Below are 16120 nucleotides of genomic sequence, written 5' to 3' on the forward strand. Positions count from 1 at the left end.
GATCGGGCGGCCTCGCTTATTGTTCCTGCGGCGTCGGATTCGGACTGTCCGACGGCTGGACGCGGTTATCGATGATCAGCGGCGTGCCGTTCTTCAGCTTGAGCTGGCCGCTAGTCACGACCTGCGTGCCATCGTCGACGCCCTTCAGAATCGCCACCTGGTCGCCGCGCGTCGGCCCCGGCGTCACGAACACCTGCTGCGCGACGGGCAGCGTCTTGCCCTGCGCGTTGGGCTGCGTGCCGGGCTTCACGATGAACACGGTCGCGCCATACGGGTTGTAGGTAATCGCCGTTTGCGGCAGCGTCAGGTGGCGCTCCTCGGCGCCCGAGTCGATCTTCACGTTCGCGTACATGCCGGGCAGCAGCTTGCGCTCGCGATTGTCGACGCTTGCCTCGATCTGCACGTTGCGTGTCGCGCTGTCGACTTTCGGGCTCATCGACTGGATCTTGCCGGTGAAGCTTTGTCCGCTGTACGCGTTGGTATCGACGCTGACGGTCGCGCCGATCGCGAGCTGGCCGAGCTGCTGTTGCGGCACCGAGAAGTCGGCGTAGATCGGATCGATGGCTTGCAGCGTGACGATCGTATCGCCCGGATTCAGGTATTGGCCCGGATTGATCGTCGTGATGCCGAGGCGCCCCGCGAACGGCGCGCGAATCGTCTTCTTGTCGACGAGCGCCTGCTGTTGCGCGACCTGCGCCTTCTTGCCCTTGAGGTCCGCCGCATCGGCGTCGAGCTGCGCTTTCGCGATCGCCTTGATGTCGTACTGCGCGCGGTCGCGCTCGTAGACCGTCTGCGCGAGGTCGGCCGCGGCCTGCAGCGATTGCAGCAGCGCGACGTCGCTGTCGTCATTGAGTCGCACGAGGATCTGTCCGGCTTTCGCTTCCTGCCCCGACACGAACGCGACCTGGCGCACGAGGCCGGCGACTTCGGTCGTCACGTCGACGCCGCGCACCGCGCGCAGGCTGCCGACCGCCGCGAGCTGCGGCTGCCACGACTGATAGTGGACCACCACCGCCGACACCGTCGCGGGCGGCGTGGTGTTGGCCGCCATGAACTTCGCGAACATGTGCGCGCGGAACAGGTTGAAGCCGACCAGCGCGGCGAGCAGCAGGCCGACGCAGATCAACATGATCACCATCCGCTTCGTCATCGGTTTTCTTTCGGCCATCGTGATGTCCTTGCTCGGCTTGGGGCGAGGGCTGAGGGTTGTGTCAGGGCACGGTCAATGTGGCGTTGCGGCGGCGGCCGCGGCGGCCGACTCGGGCGCGGCGCCATTCCACCAGCCGCCGCCGAGCGCCTGGAACAGCGCGGCCGTGTCTGCGTAACGCGCGGCCTGCGCCTGCGCGAGGCTGACCACGGTCTGCTGATACTGGCGTTGCGCGTCGAGCAGCGCGAGGTAGCTCACGCCGCCGACGCGATACTGCCCGCGCGTCAGTTCGAGCGAATCGCTCGCGGCGCGCGACGCGTCGGTCTGCGCCTTCAGGCCGGTCGCATCGTGTTCGAGCGCGCGCAGCGTGTCCGCGACGTTCTGGAACGCAAGCAGCACCGTCTCGCGGTATTGCGCGCCGGCCTGCTCGTAGGCGGCCTCGGCCGCGCGCTTCTGTGCGCTCAACTGGCCACCGTGAAAGACCGGTTGCAGCAAGCCCGCGCCGATGCTCCAGATGGTGCTGCCGGCCCTGAGCACTTGCGCGGGCGTCAGCGCCTCGGCGCCGTAGCTCGCGGACAGCGTGATCTGCGGATACATCGCCGCGGTCGCGACGCCGACCTGTGCACTCGCCTGATGCAGCGTGGCGTCGGCGGCGAGGATGTCGGGGCGCTGGCGCACCAGCGACGACGGCAGACTGACGGGCAGCGTGTCGGGCAGCGAGAACATGTCGAGGGTGAATTCGGGCACGCCCGTGTCGCTCGGCAGCTTGCCGGCGAGCACCGCAAGCTGATGGCGCGCCTGATCGAGTTGCTGGTAGAGCGGCGGCAGCGTCGCGCGGGTCTGCGCGAGCAGCGTTTCCTGCGCGAGCACGGCCGCGCGGCTCACGCCGCCGAGCGAGAGTTGCTGGTCGAGCACGTTCAGCTGCTGCTCTTCCTCGGTGGCGATCCGCTCGGTCGCGTCGATCTGCGCGCGCACGGACGCTTCCTTGACCGCCGCGGTCACGATGTTGGCCGATATCGTAAGATAGGCGGCCTGTAGCTGGAAGCGCTGATAGTCGATCTGCGCATGCAGCGCTTCGAGTTCGCGCCGCGCGCCGCCGAACACGTCGAGCTTGTACGAGACGTTGACCGACGCGTTGTAAAGATTGAATTCTTCGACGAGGCCCGGCTCGCCGAACGCGATGCCGTTGATCTTTTCGCGCGTGGCGTTAAGTTGCGCGTCGACGCTCGGCAGCAAGGTGCCGCCTGCCTGCGCGGTGTAATTTTCGCGCGCCTGGCGCAACGCGGCCTGGGCCGCGGTCATGTTCGGGCTATTGGCGATGGCCTCGCGGATCAGCGCGTCGAGCGGCTCGCAGTGAAACAGCGTCCACCACGCGGCGGGGATGTCCTGGGCCGGCGCGAAACGCTGCGGCAGGCCGGCGGGGCCGGGCGCGGAGGCGGTCTGGTCGGGCAGCGGCCGGGCGGTGAAGGTGTCGGTAGCCGGCGCGGGCGGCTCGTGGTAGTCGGGGCCGACCATGCAGCCGGCCAACGCGACGCAACTGCACAGCGCAACGTAGAGGCGCCGCCAGACAATACGCTGACTCACGTCGATCATCGATCTACCTTGTACGCCAGGGGCGGGTGGACCGGACGAAGATGTTCAGGGCACCCGAACGTTCTTGGAGTTGTCTTGCCGACGCTGGAATTTACCACGCACGACGCGAGCCGCGCTTGGCCTCGCGTTCGCTAACCGCCGAAGGCGGATACGAGATCACGTAGGAGGGCGGTGAAAACGCGCGGCGCTCCCCGCAGTCTGCCGCGGCCGTCGCGGCATTCATGCAAGTTTCATAGATTGGGACACCGGCGTACTGTCGACCCCTCAGCTTTAATGCCCCATCACCATCAGCAGCACCGACAGCGTCACAAGCTCGAAATCGGCTTCACGATGTGCTCCGCTTACAGCGTCGTCCCCGGCTATGCGCGAGCGTTCGGCGCCGCGTATCCGCAGGTCGAGCTGAAATTGCGCGAGGTCGTGTCGAACGATCTGGCCGCGCAGTTGCTCACCGGGCACATCGACGCGGCGATCATGTTCCCGACCGTGCCCGACAAGTCACTCACGACGCGCACGGTGCTCAGCGAGCCGCTGTGCGTCGCGCTATCGCGCAGCCATCCGCGCGCGCGGCGCGGCGGTTGAAGATTGCGCAGCTGGCGGGCGTGGTGTTCCGCCCGCTTGCCGACGCGCCGCTGATCGAGCAGGTGCTCGCCCGGTCGCCGGCGAACCGGAATCCTTGTTTGGGGAGATTTTTGGAGTTGGCATGAACGGACCGCCGGCGCGGTCATTCACACATTTGCCGCCGAACTCTCCGCCGCCTGCTCATCCGCCGGATAGCGCTGCGCGTCCCGCTTGATACGCCGGCGAATCAGGATCGTCCACACCGTCAGCGCCATGTACACGCCATAACGCAGCGCAGTGGATGCGAGCGCCGAGCGCGGGTCGTTCGGCCAATGCAGCACGATCGCACTGCGCACGATGTTCTCGCCGATCATGCCGATCCCCCACACGAGTGTCATCAGGCGAATATAGCTGGCGAGCATCGGACGATCACGCCAATGTCGCTCGAACAATTCCACGCTGCGATGATCTTCGCGCGACATCGTCGAGCGCGCCAGGTAGAACACCATCGGCTTGCGCAGCGTGAGCGACGCGAGAAACGCGATGCCGATAAAGCCCGACACCATCGGGTCTTCGATCAACAGCAGACGCGCGTCGCTGAATACGAGGCTCGTGGCAAGCGCTGGCAGCACGCCCGCGAGCACGAGTGCGCTCAGCGCGTCGAAATGCCGGTAACGCAGCAGATCCACCGTCATCCATGCGATCAGCGGCAACGCCGACGCGGCGAGCGCGCCCGTTTGCCCCCAGTGCGGAAACGCGAGCCGGTAGACAAGCAAGGGCAGTGCGAGATTGACGAGCAATGCGCTCAGGTAGCGCAGACGGGATTTCATCGGCTGGGCTGTAACGGCATGGAACGAGGCACGCGTGGCACATGCTGGCGCGCTGTGACAATCGCGCTTCGGCAGCGGCGCGCGAACGTATGGAGGCAGTTTAGGGCGAAGTTGCGCCGGCTGCCGGGGTTGGCGGCGCGCAGCGAAGGGCTGGCGCAAGCGCGCCGCGTGCGATGGCATCGGCGGCGCGCTGATGCGAGCGTCTGGCTTTACCGGGCGTCGTCCGCCGCTCGCTGCTGCGCGATCAGATCGGCGAGCCGCTCGATCTGCTGCCCTTGCGCATCGAAATTGCCCGCGTCGAGCCACCGCTGATAACACGAGCGCAACGCCGGCCATTCGCTGTCGATGATCGAAAACCACGCCGTGTCGCGATTGCGCTCACGGTAGACGATCGCCTGCCGGAAGATCCCCTCGAACGTGAACCCGTAGCGCAGCGCGGCCTTGCGCGACGGCTCGTTCAGCGAATCGCATTTCCATTCGAAACGGCGGTAACCGAGCTTGTCGAACACTTCGCTAAGCAGCAGGTACATCGCATCCGTCGCGATGCGCGTGCGCTTGAGCCGCGGCGAATACGTGACATGGCCGACTTCGATCACGCCGTTGGCCGGATCGATCCGCATCAGCGACAGCGTGCCGACCGCCTTGCCCGTCGCGAGGTCGATCACCGCGTAGTGCAGCGGATCTTTCGATGCCGCCATCCGCGTCAGGTGCTCGCGATAGGCTGCGAGGCTGTCGAACGGGCCGATCGCCAGATAAGTCCAGTCGCGGCCGTCGGTGGCCGAGCGATACGCGTCGAACAGGTCGGCCGCGTGGCGCTCGACGTCGACCGCTTCGAGCCGGCAATAGCAGCCGCTCAGCGGCTCGCGGCCCGGCGGCTGCGCGCCGCGCCAGCCGGGCACGGGTTTGCCGATCGGCTGGCCGTAGACGTTGCGTATGGGTTCCATGTCCTTTCTCCTGTCTTCGATGCAGGAACGATACGGCAAACGTGGTATGTTCAAAAGATCCACGACACGCTTATTCGATAGGTCCAACCACCATGATCGAAATCATCGGACCGCTCGTCCATGCCGACGACGTTTTCGCCGCGAGCGGCGCTAGCGGGGCCAAGCGGCCCGCGCCGCTGCAAAAGCAGCTGATCGAACTTCTACAACAGGCCATTCTCGCGGGCCGTCTGCCGGCTGGGTCGTTGCTGCCGTCGTCGCGGCTGCTCGCCGCCGAAATGGGCGTGTCGCGCAACACCGTCGTGATCGCTTACGAACATCTCGCCGCGGTCGGTTATGTCATCGCCGATCGCCAGGGCACGCGCGTGAGTCCGCTGTCGAGTCCCGCCGCGCGCGGCGAGCGGGCGACGGCTACGGCGGCGCCAGAAGTCGTGTACGCGAGGCGCGTCCAGCAGTTCGCGGCGCCGCACAAGCACGTCGACAACACCTATGCGCTGACCCCGGGCACACCCGCGCTAGACCGCTTCCCGCTAGCCGCCTGGCGGCGCGCGCTCGAACGTGCGATGGAGCGCGCCTTACCGCGCGCGCTCGGCTACGGCACGCCGGCCGGCGAACCGGCGTTGCGCGACGCGATCGCCGCGCATCTGCGGATGGCGCGCGGCGTGCGCTGCGACGGCTCGCAGGTCGTGATCACCGAGGGCGCGCAGGAGGCGCTGAACCTGTGCGTGCGGCTGCTGACCAATCCCGGCGATATCGCATGGACCGAGGACCCCGGCTACCGCGGCGCGAAGGCCGCTTTCAACGCGGGCGATTTGCGCTTGCTGCCGATTCCCGTCGACGCCGAAGGCATGGCCGTGCCGGCCGACGCGTGGCGCACGCATCCGCCGAAGCTGATCTACACGTCGCCCGCGCATCAGTATCCGACCGGCGCGGTGTTGTCGGTGGCGCGGCGGCTCGAGCTGATTGCAGAGGCGCGGCGCTGCGGCGCTTGGCTGATCGAGGACGATTACGACGGCGAAGTGCGCCACACCGGCGAGCCGATCGCGAGCATGCAGGGCCTCGTCGACGAGGCGCCCGTGCTGTACGTCGGTTCGTTCAGCAAGACGATGTTTCCGGCGCTGCGCATCGGCTTCGTCGTGCTGCCTCGGACGATCGCCGCGCATGCCGCTGTTGCGCTGCAAGAGTTGCTGCGCGGCGGGCATCGGCTGGAGCAACTGGCGCTCGCGCATTTCCTCGAAAGCGGCGAGTTCGGGCGACATCTCGGGCGGATGCGGCGGCTGTACCGCGAGCGCCAGCAGGCGCTGCGCGACGCGCTGGCCGAATATTTTCCGGCGGCGACGATTCTTGGCGGCGATTGCGGCATGCATCTGACGCTGCGGCTGCCCGCGTCGCTCGACGATCGCGCACTGACGGCGCGGGCGCAGGCGTTGGGGCTCGGTCCGCGCGCGCTGTCGGGGTTCGCGATCGGGGCGTCGGAGCAGACCAACGGGCTCGTGATCGGCTATGGGAATACGGAGGCGGAGCGCTTGGGGCCGGCGGTGAAAGCGCTGGCGGAGCTGGTGCGGGAGATGGAGAGCGAGGCGCGACCGGCTGCGAAGGGCGCGGCAAAACCGGCCGGAACGCCTGCCGGAAAACCCGCCGCCCGGTCCCGCAAAAAGCCCATCCCGCAACGCCGTACGCCTGCCACCCAGGACATGTAAGTTTTACGTTTGTCCGCCCGGCCCATGTCGCGCTATCGTGTCGTATGCGCGGCGACTTCGCTCCGAAGTGCCGGGTCTGCCCGCATGTGCCACGGTTGCCCGGCCCGCCGCGCCGCGGGTTTGGCGCCGCCGATGGGCACGAACAATGCGTTAAGTGTGGTTTTCGATGACGATTTATCCGACCGGAGACGCTATGAAGGAAATCGAACCGACCCCGTGGTTTGAGCTGGCCATCCATACGCCCGTACGCGAAGGCTGGTACGAGGTGCAGTTGGCGAGCGGGGACACGGCGTTTGCGAAATTTGGCGACGGCGTGTGGACCGAAAAGCCGTTGCTCGTATTCACGCATTGGCGCGGCCTGTCCGCCGATCCGTCGAAAGCCGCGGATGGCGCGGCCGAATCGGTCAGCGCCGAAGCGACCGCGGCGCAGGGTGTGCGCGCCGCCTGGAACGCGTTCTTCCCGGGACTCGGCGAAGAGCAGCACAAGCCGCACAATGTGGTGCCGAATGGCAAGGCGCCGCATCATTGAGCGGCCATTGAAGTTTTTCGTTTGAAGTCTGTCAGGCGGCGGCTTGTGGGCTGCCGTCTGGCAGTTCGATTCGCCCGCTCTATCGCTCCGCACGGCGGCTTCCGCACATCGCGCGCCTCATTTCTCCCGCCCCGCTACAATCAGCGTCACCCTTTCGACGCCATCACGATGCTATGACCGCCACCCGAGAACCCGTGGAATTGTCGCGCGCGACTCAACTGCTCAATCACGGACCCGTTACGCTGATCACGAGCGCGCACGCTGGTCGTTCGAACGTGATGGCCGCCTCGTGGGCGATGCCGCTCGACTTCGATCCGCCGAAGGTGGTGGTGGTCGTCGATAGCCGCACGCTGACGCGTAGCCTGATCGAAGCGAGCGGCGTGTTCGGGCTGCAATTGCCGAGCCGCGGTTTCGCCGCACAAACACTTGCGGTCGGCACGCACGCGGGCGTCGAACTCGACAAGTTCTCCGCGTTCGATCTCGAGACTTTCCGCGCGCAAAAAATCGACGTGCCGATGCTGGCCGGCTGCATCACGTGGATGGAATGCAAGGTGATTCCGGATGACAGCCAGCGGCACGATCTGATCATCGGCGAGGTGGTCGCCGCGTATGCGGATAGCCGCGTGTATTCGCACAACCGCTGGCATTTCGGCGACGATCCCGACCTGCGCACGTGCCATTACGTCGCAGGCGGCACTTTCTTCGCAACGGGCGATGCGTTCGAGGTGGCGCCCGTCGCGGCCTCCGCGCAGTGACCGCGCTTAGGTGTTCGGTTCGGTTTCGCCTTCGGCGAATGCCTTGAGCGCGTCGCCCGCGAGACGGTAGCGCACCCATTCGCTTTGCGGATTCGCGCCGATCGATTTGTAGAAGCCGATGGCCGGCTCGTTCCAGTCGAGCACGCTCCATTCGAAGCGGCCGCAGCCCGTTTCGCAGGCGATTTGCGCGAGATGGCGCAGCATCTGTTTGCCCGCGCCGCTGCCACGCGATGCGGGCGACACGTACAGGTCTTCCAGATAAAGCCCCTGCTTGCCGAGCCACGTCGAATACGAAAAGAAGTACACGCAAAAACCGACGGGCTCGCCGTTCATTTCGCAGATCAGCGCTTTCGCGGGCACGCCCTCGGAAAACAGGCTTTTCTCGATGTCTTTGACACCGGCGACGACTTCGTGCTCGGCTTTCTCGTAGATCGCAAGTTCGGTGATGAAGCGCAGGATCAGGGGGGCGTCGGAGGCGGTGGCGGGGCGGATGTGGATCGTCAAGGTCTGGTGCTCGGTGAGTTCGGTGGCAATTCCGGTCCGGCTGGCGATACGCGCCAAAGCGCCGGCTTCGGAACAGACTCACATCGTAGCAAAGAGCCAAAGGCCCCGCCCTGAGAGGACGAGGCCTTTGGCGTTTCCTACAGGCCGAAGGCGAATAATTTTTGCGGCCCCGGTCCGTTCGTTGAACCGGAGCCCCAGAACACCACGCCGTCCGCAACGGCCGGTCCGGCATTGCATGCGCCGCCGCTGTCGAATGACCACAGTACTTTTCCGTTGGAAGAATCGAGCGCGTACATCGTGCCTTTCGTGTAGTCGAGATTGCATCCGAACACCACGCCATTCGCGACACTGACCGCTGCCTCCGCGCGGCTTCCCAGTGGGTCCGGAGTGGTCCACTTCACCGCGCCGGAATTCGCGTTGAGCGATGCCCAGCCGCCCGACGTGGTAGTGCCGCCGCCGTTCGCCAACTGCCATACGCCTGGCGTCGTGCCCGAGCCGGTCACCCCGCTGTTGGCTACCGCAACGTAAATAAACTGGCCGTCGTTGGCCGATCCCCACTGCAGACCGCCTGTGAGTCCGCCGGGGGCGACCTGGGTGGACCAACGCAGTTCGCCTGTTTCTTCATCGAAGGCCCAGAACATCCCGCTCTTCTGTCCCGCGCCGACCAGTCGGCCGGCATTGCCATTGCCGCCGAAGAGCATCGGTCCTTGCGCGAAGTCCCAGTCCGGACCCTGCGGATTGGGACAGTTGGCGTTCGACGGAAGAGTGAAGACGCCCGGCACGTTGAGGCCGCAGCCGACATTCCACGTATCGTACGGCAGTCCGCGCGCGGACCATTTGACTGCGCCCGTGGTCATGTCCAGCGCAAGGATCGAGTCGAAGTGGTCGTTCGGGTCGATGCACGATGTCGGCGTGCCGCCGCTGTTCATGCAGTCGAGTACGGCCTGAGGTACTGCCCAGTTGTTGCCGGAACCCATGAATACCGTATTGCGATCGACGTCGACGGCGCCGGTGCTTCCCCAGACGGAGCCGCCGTAATAGCCCGTCGGTATTGTGTACGTCTGCCATTTGATTGCGCCGGTCGCGACATCGAGCGCGACGACGCTGCCGCGGAAACTCCACTGCCATGCAGGCGGGGAAATATAGGCGGCCATCAATTCTTCGTTCGATGTCGTTCCTACGAAAGCCGTACCGTTCGCGATGACCGCAGACTGCGTGACCATTGAATACGTGGTTGGATCGACTTGCGTGTGCCAAAGCCGCTGGCCGGTGTTCTTGTCGACGGCAAAGACCTGGGCCGGTTGCGGACTCGACAGTTTGCCGCTTTGATTGCCGAGTATCAGTACGTTTCCGGAGATAGCGGGCGTTGCACGCGCGTAGTCGTTAGGGATGTCCGTGTAGGACGACACGAGGTTCTTCCAGATAACGTGACCGGTCTTCCTGTCGACTTTGTAAAGATAGCCCGCGGAATCCGGGAAATAGGCATAGCTGTCATCGAGGGCAGGGGTCGCCGTGACGTTTCCGCTCGTGTCAGTTGACCAGAGCTTGTGAAGGGCACCCGCTGTCTTCGGACTGATCGCCGATTCACTAGCCTGGTTTCGGGAGTTCATCGAGTCGTTTCCCGAGGTCTTCCAATCGGTCGAATAGGCAATGCTGCTCGTTGTCAAACCGAATAGCAACGCACACGTTAAATACAACGTGTTAGTTCTCATGTCGTCTCCTCAGTGATTATTTGGAAAGCTGCGTTTGCGCTTTTGCGAAGCGGGGATAAAGATTATTAAGAGGACTGGGCAAACAGTTTTATTGCGGTGAGGTGGGGCAATCGAAATATAGTGAACGTCTAATCAGCGCGCATTGGCGCAATGTGCGGAATCGCACCAAGTGCTTCATGTCAGGCACACCGAATCAAATTCTGATTTATACATTGCGAAGTTATTTCGAGTATCTATGCTATTTGAATCAAATGAGTTCGCTCATTGCGGCATTCGATGATTTATGAAAGGCAGGTACGCCAATCGCGACGCACTCCCAGCGATTGACGCTTCCGATCGAAATGGTTTACTGTCGCTGCATGCACTTCGACTCTCTTTCACTCTTTGCCGCCACCACCGCGACGACCACCTTCATAGGCGGGTCGTCTGGAGATTGCGCGCGCTAGCCGGAAGTACGGAAAGTACGAGCAGCAGTGGCAAATCCCCAAAGGCCCCGCCGGAAACGGATGGGGCCTTTGGCGTTTCTGGTCTCTCCGTTTGCGGCATCCATCGTGGTATCGCGAATTTCGAACCGACGGAGCATGACCGTGAACGACATCGACCATCGTGTACTAGGCAATAAGCTCGATCTTTTCCACCAGCAGGAAGAAGGTGCCGGCATGGTTTTCTGGCACCCGCGCGGCTGGACGCTTTATCGCGTGCTCGAAGATTACGTGCGGTCGCGCATGCGTCGCGCGGGCTTTCGCGAGATTCGCACGCCGCAATTGCTGGCGCGCTCGCTGTGGGAAAAGAGCGGGCTCTGGGAAAAGTTCGGCGCCGCGATGTATTCGCTCGCCGATGCGGAAGAAAGACGCGCGCTTTGTCTGAAGCCGATGAGCTGTCCTTGCCACGTGCAGGTGTTCAATCAGCGTGTGCGTTCGTATCGCGAGCTGCCGTTGCGCTATAGCGAGTTTGGGGCATGTCATCGAGATGAGCCGTCGGGATCTCTCGAAGGATTGAAGCGTACGCGCGCGTTCGTTCAGGACGACGCGCATGTGTTCTGCGCGGCGGCGGATATCGAGTCGGAGGTGGGGCGCTTCTGTGCGCTGCTGCGCGACGTGTACGCGGACCTAGGATTTCCGGAGTTCAGCGTTGCTTTGGCGTCGCGGCCCGCATTGCGTGCTGGCAGCGAGGGGACGTGGGATCGGGCCGAGGAGGCGTTGGCCCATGCCGCCGACGCAGCGGGGCTCGAATTCGCTGTACTCGCTGGAGAGGGCGCTTTTTACGGGCCCAAACTCGAATTTCAATTGACGGATAGTCGCGCACGGAGTTGGCAGTGCGGCACGATCCAGCTCGACTTTGTGTTGCCAGAGCGGCTCGATGCCGAGTTCGTCAATCAGCGTGATGAACGCGAGCGTCCGGTAATGATTCATCACGCGGTGCTCGGCAGCATGGAGCGGTTCATCGCAATGCTGCTTGAACATGACGAAGGATGGATGCCGGCCTGGCTCGCGCCCGAGCAGGCCGTCGTTGCTTCGATCAGCGATGCGAGTCTGGGTTACGCGCAAGAAGTCTTGCAGGCGCTCGAAGATGCCGGGGTTCGGGCGGTGGTCGATGGACGGCCCGAGAGACTGGAGAAGAAGATTGTCGATGCGAGGGAGAAGCGGGTGCCGTTTCTCGTTGTCGTAGGGAAGAGGGAGGCGGCAGACAGGAGGATTAGTGTGCGTTGGTCGAGGGATGGGGCACAGCGGGAGTTTGGTCTCGCGGAGGGAGTGGGATATCTGAAGGGCAAAGGAGGCTTGCCGGGCTCGCCGGCAAGAGTCTGACCGCTTCAAGCGTCCGGCAATACCGACTTACCGCGGCGCTTTTTCGGCTTCGGTTCCACCCCCACTCGCGGGTCCCGCTCCAGAACGAGCGCCGTCAACTGCTCGACAGTGTCTTCGAACGCAGGGTCCTCCTGCGGCACATAAAGCCACTTTCCGAGTACCGGGTGAGGCCGCAATGCAGGCAGATCGGTAATCAGAGCAGCATGGCGTTCCTGCGATGTACAGACGAGCAGCCCATTCCACGGCTTATCGCGATCGGCGGCAACCAGACACAACAGGCCGTCGATATACGCGGCATCGCTGCCAAACATCCGCCGGCGCACATAAGTCGGATCGCGTTCGAACGCGTCGAAGATCCAGAGGAGCGAATTGCTGATCGAAGAGGGCATCGGCGGAAAATCTCAGGAGGCGAGGGCAAGTGAATAAGTTTACGCAAATTCTCAAGGCTCGGCAGCGAGCCGATCGAAGATCGAGCAAGTCCGGCTAGGTAAGATGTGTCCAACCTCGGCGACCATATCGGAGCTCGCACGATCCAGACCATGCTAACTCACACAGACGCCACCGCCGCTTACGCTAAACGCTTCGAAGCCGTTCTCGCCTATATCGACGCAAACCTCGAGGGCGATCTGTCGGTCGACGCGCTAAGCCGTATCGCAAACTTCTCGATGTTCCATTTCCATCGACAGTTTGTCGCGTATGTCGGCGTGCCGGTCGCACGCTACGTGCAGTTGATGCGCTTGCGTCGCGCGGCTCACCGCCTCGCGTCGCAGGCGTCGTGCTCGGTTCTCGATGCGGCGCTCGACGCCGGCTTCGACAGTCCCGAAGCCTTCAGCCGCGCGTTCAAGCGTGCATTCGGCATGGCGCCGAGCGCGTTTCGACGGCATCCAGCATGGCAATTCTGGAGTGCGAGTTTTATTGTTCCCTATCTTTCGAGGAAATTGACCATGCAAGTGAAAATCGTCGACTTTGCGGAAACCCGGGTTGCCGCGCTCGAGCATTGTGGTTCGCCTGGACTCGTCAACGAGAGTGCGCGCAAGTTCATCGATTGGCGTATTCAAAGCGGACAATCGCCGGTGGCGTCGAGCAGGACCTTCGGCATTCCGCACGGCAATCCGGACACGGTGCCAGCGGAGGAATTCCGCTTCGATATCTGCGGAGAGATCGACGAGCCGGTCGCACCGAATCACTATGGCGTGCGCGAACTCGTCATGCCGGGTGCACGGTGCGCGGTGGTGCGGCACACGGGATCGACCGATCACATCGGCGAGACGATCTATCCGATCTATCGCGACTGGCTGCCTTCGAGTGGAGAAGAGTTGCGAGATCTTCCGCTGTTTTTCCAGTACCTGAGCGTCTATCCTGAGACGCCGCTGGATCAGTGGCAGACGGATATCTACATTCCGTTGGTGTGATTAGGGAACGGGGGAGATGAGCATATAAAATGCCTGATCCATTCTGCGCGAATATCGGAGGATGCGCTTCATTCGGGCTCCGATCCAATTTTCGCGTCGGTATCAATTGCACTGAATCGATGATTGCCGATTGTAGATGCGGCAAAAAATGCAATTGCGGAATGTGTCCTTAAACAAAGCCCCTATCTCTGCGAATAGTGGTTCAGATAGGGGTTTTTATCGATTCCAGGCTCTCGCCCATGACAGAAGCCGAAAAGGCCGTTTCACTTTCGGCTACTCGCGTAATCACCGGAACCACCCAATACCCTAAGTGTCAACTAAGGATGTCACCCGTCCATTTTGGGGAGATATCAAATGGCTGCCACGCAATCTGGGGCTATGCCCCTCTCCGATGAGGAGGCACGGCGCCAGTTGCGCCGCGCTGTCATCGCCAGCACGATCGGTACCACGATCGAATGGTATGACTTCTTCCTGTACAGCACGGTCACTGGTCTGGTATTCGCGAAGCTGTTTTTTCCTGAATCGGACCCGCTCGTTGGCACACTCCAGGCTTTTCTGATTTACGCCGTCGGCTTTATCGCGCGGCCGGTGGGCGCGGCGATTTTCGGCCACTATGGCGATCGCATCGGACGTAAAGCGACGTTGATCGTGACGCTATTGCTGATGGGACTCGCGACATTCGCCGTCGGCTTCGTTCCGACCTACGCGTCGATCGGCATCTGGGGGGCCATTGCGCTCACGGCGCTGCGCTTTATTCAGGGGGTGGGCGTGGGAGGCGAGTGGGGCGGTTCGGTGCTGATGTCGATGGAATGGGCACGCACCAACAAGCATCGTGGTTTCATCGCGTCGTGGCCGCAGTTCGGCGTACCGGCGGGATTGTTCGTCGCGAATCTGGTGGTGCTTGCCACCAGTCAGATCTCCGGCAGCGCATTTCTCACGTGGGGCTGGCGGGTGCCGTTTTTCCTCAGTATTGCGCTGGTCGCGATCGGCCTTTATATCCGCTTGAGTATCCTCGAGACGCCGATCTTCGCGAAGCTTCTCGCTGAGCGCAGGATCGAAAAGGCGCCAATGCGTGAAGTATTGCGCCGGCAGCCGAAAGACATTGTTCTATCGGCTCTTGCGCGTATGGCCGAACAGGCGCCTTTCTATATTTTCACGGCTTTTATCTTCACCTATGGCGTGATGAGTCTGGGCGTTACGCGCGATCTGTTGCTCACCGCGGTGCTGGCCGCTTCGGTGCTGGAATTCTTCACGATTCCTTTCTTCGGTCACGTGTCCGATCTGATCGGACGTCGACGCATGTACGTGATCGGCGCCGCTGCAGTCGGGCTATTCGGCTTCCTGTACTTCTTCATGGTCGGAACTCATAACCCCGGATGGATCTTCGCGGCAATCGTGCTTTCGCTGGTGCCGCACGCGATGATGTATGGTCCCCAAGCCGCATTGATCGCCGAATCGTTCACGGGGCGCTTGCGCTACAGCGGCGCGTCGATGGGCTACCAGTTGGCTTCCGTCATCGCTGGCGGTCCTGCACCGTTGATTGCGACCGCGCTTTATGCCTATTTCCATTCGGGATTCGCGGTGGCGTGGTATGTGTTCGCGTGCGCGGTGATTAGCGTGGCCGCCGCTATGCGACTCGGCGATTACACGAATAAGGACATTTCGCGGGAATACGACGACGTGCATGCATTGCATGACCAGGGACACGCCACTCCGTGATCGATCAGGCGGATGGCCGGTCGCAGCGGCCATCCGCGGCCGGCCGCCGAATCAGGCCTCAGCTTTTCAGCGGCAACCAGACTTCGACTCCACCCATTCCCGTCGCCGGATCGAACTGCTCGCCATACCGTTCGAAATGCGGTGCATCGGCAGGCACGTGCCCTGATGCGGGCAACCACTGATTCCAGATCGTATTCATCGTGCGACGAATGCCCGAGATGTGCTCGCGATGACTGAACACCGCATAGCGTTGCGCGGCGATGCGTACGCGACTCAACTCCGGCGGCAGTGCGGAAAAATCGCTGACTTCGACGCCGCACATATAGTCGAAGTTGCCCAGTTCATCGGCGTTATAGCCAACGCCATAAGCCACCTTGCCGATCTGTCCTGGCACCCTGCCGTACCAGGCGCCAAAGCGCTGCCATTGAGAGGGAATCGCCTTGCTGGTCTCGCACGTATAGCGCTCGCTCAGTCCAGCGATGAGAAGCGGTTTGCCGTCTTCGAAGCGCGGCGGTTCCAGATGAGTCAGAAGGGTTTCGTCCATTTTGATCGGCTCCACGATGCTCAGGTTGTCGAGATGACCTCGTGCGCGCAACGCATCGGGCGTAAGCCCGAACTGGTCGCGAAACGCGCGCGTGAATGCTTCGTGAGAGCCGTAACCGGCGTCGAGGGCGACCGCGAGAATGTCAGGGGCACCATCGGCGAGACGTCGTGCGGCCTCGCTTAAACGCCGTGCGCGAACGTAGCGCATCACCGGCATCCCGGTGGCCGCTTCGAACGCGCGGGCGAGATGAAAGCGCGATACGCAGCCACCGCGGGCGATGTCGTCGAGCGTCAATTCGCCCGCGAAGTGGCTTTCGATATACCAGAGCGCTTTTCCAACCGGGTTCATCTCAGCTCTCATGTCAGCATGAA

The 16120-nt window shown here is 63.0% G+C and carries 15 protein-coding genes; 7 read left to right on the plus strand and 8 right to left on the minus strand.

Annotated features, from left to right (window positions below):
• Positions 1 to 16: 16 nt before the first annotated feature.
• Together VSR82_RS06905 and VSR82_RS06910 are read right to left on the minus strand one after the other, a co-directional pair.
• Positions 17 to 1168, minus strand: a complete 1152-nt coding sequence (locus VSR82_RS06905; protein ID WP_368583366.1) for an efflux RND transporter periplasmic adaptor subunit — start codon at positions 1166 to 1168, stop codon at positions 17 to 19.
• 54 nt (positions 1169 to 1222) lie between these two features.
• Positions 1223 to 2740 (minus strand): efflux transporter outer membrane subunit, encoded by a 1518-nt coding sequence (locus VSR82_RS06910; RefSeq protein ID WP_429456179.1) that lies wholly within the window; start codon positions 2738 to 2740, stop codon positions 1223 to 1225.
• A 273-nt stretch (positions 2741 to 3013) separates the two neighbouring features.
• On the opposite strand from VSR82_RS06910, the gene VSR82_RS06915 reads away from it, so the two are divergent.
• The gene (locus VSR82_RS06915) at positions 3014 to 3319 is read left to right on the plus strand and encodes a LysR family substrate-binding domain-containing protein (RefSeq protein ID WP_498857539.1); all 306 of its coding nucleotides are present in this window, start codon (positions 3014 to 3016) and stop codon (positions 3317 to 3319) included.
• A gap of 146 nt (positions 3320 to 3465) precedes the next feature.
• Here the strand turns inward: VSR82_RS06915 and VSR82_RS06920 are convergent, their stop codons facing one another.
• Together VSR82_RS06920 and VSR82_RS06925 are read right to left on the minus strand one after the other, a co-directional pair.
• The gene (locus VSR82_RS06920) at positions 3466 to 4128 is read right to left on the minus strand and encodes a VC0807 family protein (RefSeq protein WP_429456177.1); all 663 of its coding nucleotides are present in this window, start codon (positions 4126 to 4128) and stop codon (positions 3466 to 3468) included.
• Between the two features lie 209 nt (positions 4129 to 4337).
• On the minus strand, positions 4338 to 5072 hold the full coding sequence (locus tag VSR82_RS06925) for a GNAT family N-acetyltransferase (RefSeq protein WP_429456175.1): 735 nt from the start codon (positions 5070 to 5072) through the stop codon (positions 4338 to 4340).
• A gap of 92 nt (positions 5073 to 5164) precedes the next feature.
• Here VSR82_RS06925 and pdxR point away from each other — a divergent pair, with 92 nt between their 5' ends.
• From pdxR to VSR82_RS06940, 3 genes are all read left to right on the plus strand, one after another.
• A complete protein-coding gene (gene pdxR, locus VSR82_RS06930; protein ID WP_429456173.1) occupies positions 5165 to 6769 on the plus strand; it encodes a MocR-like pyridoxine biosynthesis transcription factor PdxR in 1605 nt (534 codons plus the stop codon).
• A gap of 193 nt (positions 6770 to 6962) precedes the next feature.
• Entirely contained in the window at positions 6963 to 7298 is a 336-nt protein-coding gene (locus VSR82_RS06935) for a hypothetical protein (RefSeq protein WP_176106988.1), read from the plus strand.
• 173 nt (positions 7299 to 7471) lie between these two features.
• A complete protein-coding gene (locus VSR82_RS06940; protein ID WP_368583361.1) occupies positions 7472 to 8053 on the plus strand; it encodes a flavin reductase family protein in 582 nt (193 codons plus the stop codon).
• Between the two features lie 6 nt (positions 8054 to 8059).
• Here the strand turns inward: VSR82_RS06940 and VSR82_RS06945 are convergent, their stop codons facing one another.
• Together VSR82_RS06945 and VSR82_RS06950 are read right to left on the minus strand one after the other, a co-directional pair.
• Positions 8060 to 8557, minus strand: a complete 498-nt coding sequence (locus VSR82_RS06945; protein ID WP_013092731.1) for a GNAT family N-acetyltransferase — start codon at positions 8555 to 8557, stop codon at positions 8060 to 8062.
• A 137-nt stretch (positions 8558 to 8694) separates the two neighbouring features.
• Positions 8695 to 10167, minus strand: coding sequence for an outer membrane protein assembly factor BamB family protein (locus VSR82_RS06950; RefSeq protein WP_429456170.1), 1473 nt, complete (start codon positions 10165 to 10167; stop codon positions 8695 to 8697).
• A 689-nt stretch (positions 10168 to 10856) separates the two neighbouring features.
• Here VSR82_RS06950 and thrS point away from each other — a divergent pair.
• Positions 10857 to 12074 (plus strand): threonine--tRNA ligase, encoded by a 1218-nt coding sequence (gene thrS, locus VSR82_RS06955; protein ID WP_429456168.1) that lies wholly within the window; start codon positions 10857 to 10859, stop codon positions 12072 to 12074.
• 5 nt (positions 12075 to 12079) lie between these two features.
• On the opposite strand, the gene VSR82_RS06960 is transcribed toward thrS, so the two are convergent.
• Positions 12080 to 12463, minus strand: coding sequence for a hypothetical protein (locus VSR82_RS06960; RefSeq protein WP_368583205.1), 384 nt, complete (start codon positions 12461 to 12463; stop codon positions 12080 to 12082).
• A gap of 150 nt (positions 12464 to 12613) precedes the next feature.
• Here VSR82_RS06960 and VSR82_RS06965 point away from each other — a divergent pair, with 150 nt between their 5' ends.
• Complete coding sequence (locus tag VSR82_RS06965) at positions 12614 to 13486, plus strand: AraC family transcriptional regulator (RefSeq protein WP_368583204.1); 873 nt, start codon at positions 12614 to 12616, stop codon at positions 13484 to 13486.
• A 354-nt stretch (positions 13487 to 13840) separates the two neighbouring features.
• Positions 13841 to 15205 carry an MFS transporter gene (locus VSR82_RS06970; RefSeq protein WP_429456165.1) on the plus strand — a complete coding sequence of 455 codons (1365 nt, stop codon included), beginning with the start codon at positions 13841 to 13843 and terminating at the stop codon, positions 15203 to 15205.
• Positions 15206 to 15263: 58 nt separating this feature from the next.
• Here the strand turns inward: VSR82_RS06970 and VSR82_RS06975 are convergent, their stop codons facing one another.
• Positions 15264 to 16097 (minus strand): AraC family transcriptional regulator, encoded by an 834-nt coding sequence (locus VSR82_RS06975; protein ID WP_410850114.1) that lies wholly within the window; start codon positions 16095 to 16097, stop codon positions 15264 to 15266.
• Positions 16098 to 16120 lie beyond the last annotated feature (23 nt).

This window comes from Burkholderia sp. JPY481, from assembly GCF_038900515.1.
In the GTDB taxonomy this organism is placed as follows: Bacteria; Pseudomonadota; Gammaproteobacteria; order Burkholderiales; family Burkholderiaceae; genus Paraburkholderia; species Paraburkholderia youngii.

Coding starts and splice junctions, on each gene's coding strand:
- VSR82_RS06905 (WP_368583366.1), bottom strand. CDS start 1,168: ATGGCCGAAAGAAAACCGATGACGAAGCGGATGGTGATCATGTTGATC.
- VSR82_RS06910 (WP_429456179.1), bottom strand. CDS start 2,740: ATGATCGACGTGAGTCAGCGTATTGTCTGGCGGCGCCTCTACGTTGCG.
- VSR82_RS06915 (WP_498857539.1), top strand. CDS start 3,014: ATGCCCCATCACCATCAGCAGCACCGACAGCGTCACAAGCTCGAAATC.
- VSR82_RS06920 (WP_429456177.1), bottom strand. CDS start 4,128: ATGAAATCCCGTCTGCGCTACCTGAGCGCATTGCTCGTCAATCTCGCA.
- VSR82_RS06925 (WP_429456175.1), bottom strand. CDS start 5,072: ATGGAACCCATACGCAACGTCTACGGCCAGCCGATCGGCAAACCCGTG.
- pdxR (WP_429456173.1), top strand. CDS start 5,165: ATGATCGAAATCATCGGACCGCTCGTCCATGCCGACGACGTTTTCGCC.
- VSR82_RS06935 (WP_176106988.1), top strand. CDS start 6,963: ATGAAGGAAATCGAACCGACCCCGTGGTTTGAGCTGGCCATCCATACG.
- VSR82_RS06940 (WP_368583361.1), top strand. CDS start 7,472: ATGACCGCCACCCGAGAACCCGTGGAATTGTCGCGCGCGACTCAACTG.
- VSR82_RS06950 (WP_429456170.1), bottom strand. CDS start 10,167: ATGAACTCCCGAAACCAGGCTAGTGAATCGGCGATCAGTCCGAAGACA.
- VSR82_RS06960 (WP_368583205.1), bottom strand. CDS start 12,463: ATGCCCTCTTCGATCAGCAATTCGCTCCTCTGGATCTTCGACGCGTTC.
- VSR82_RS06965 (WP_368583204.1), top strand. CDS start 12,614: ATGCTAACTCACACAGACGCCACCGCCGCTTACGCTAAACGCTTCGAA.
- VSR82_RS06970 (WP_429456165.1), top strand. CDS start 13,841: ATGGCTGCCACGCAATCTGGGGCTATGCCCCTCTCCGATGAGGAGGCA.
- VSR82_RS06975 (WP_410850114.1), bottom strand. CDS start 16,097: ATGAACCCGGTTGGAAAAGCGCTCTGGTATATCGAAAGCCACTTCGCG.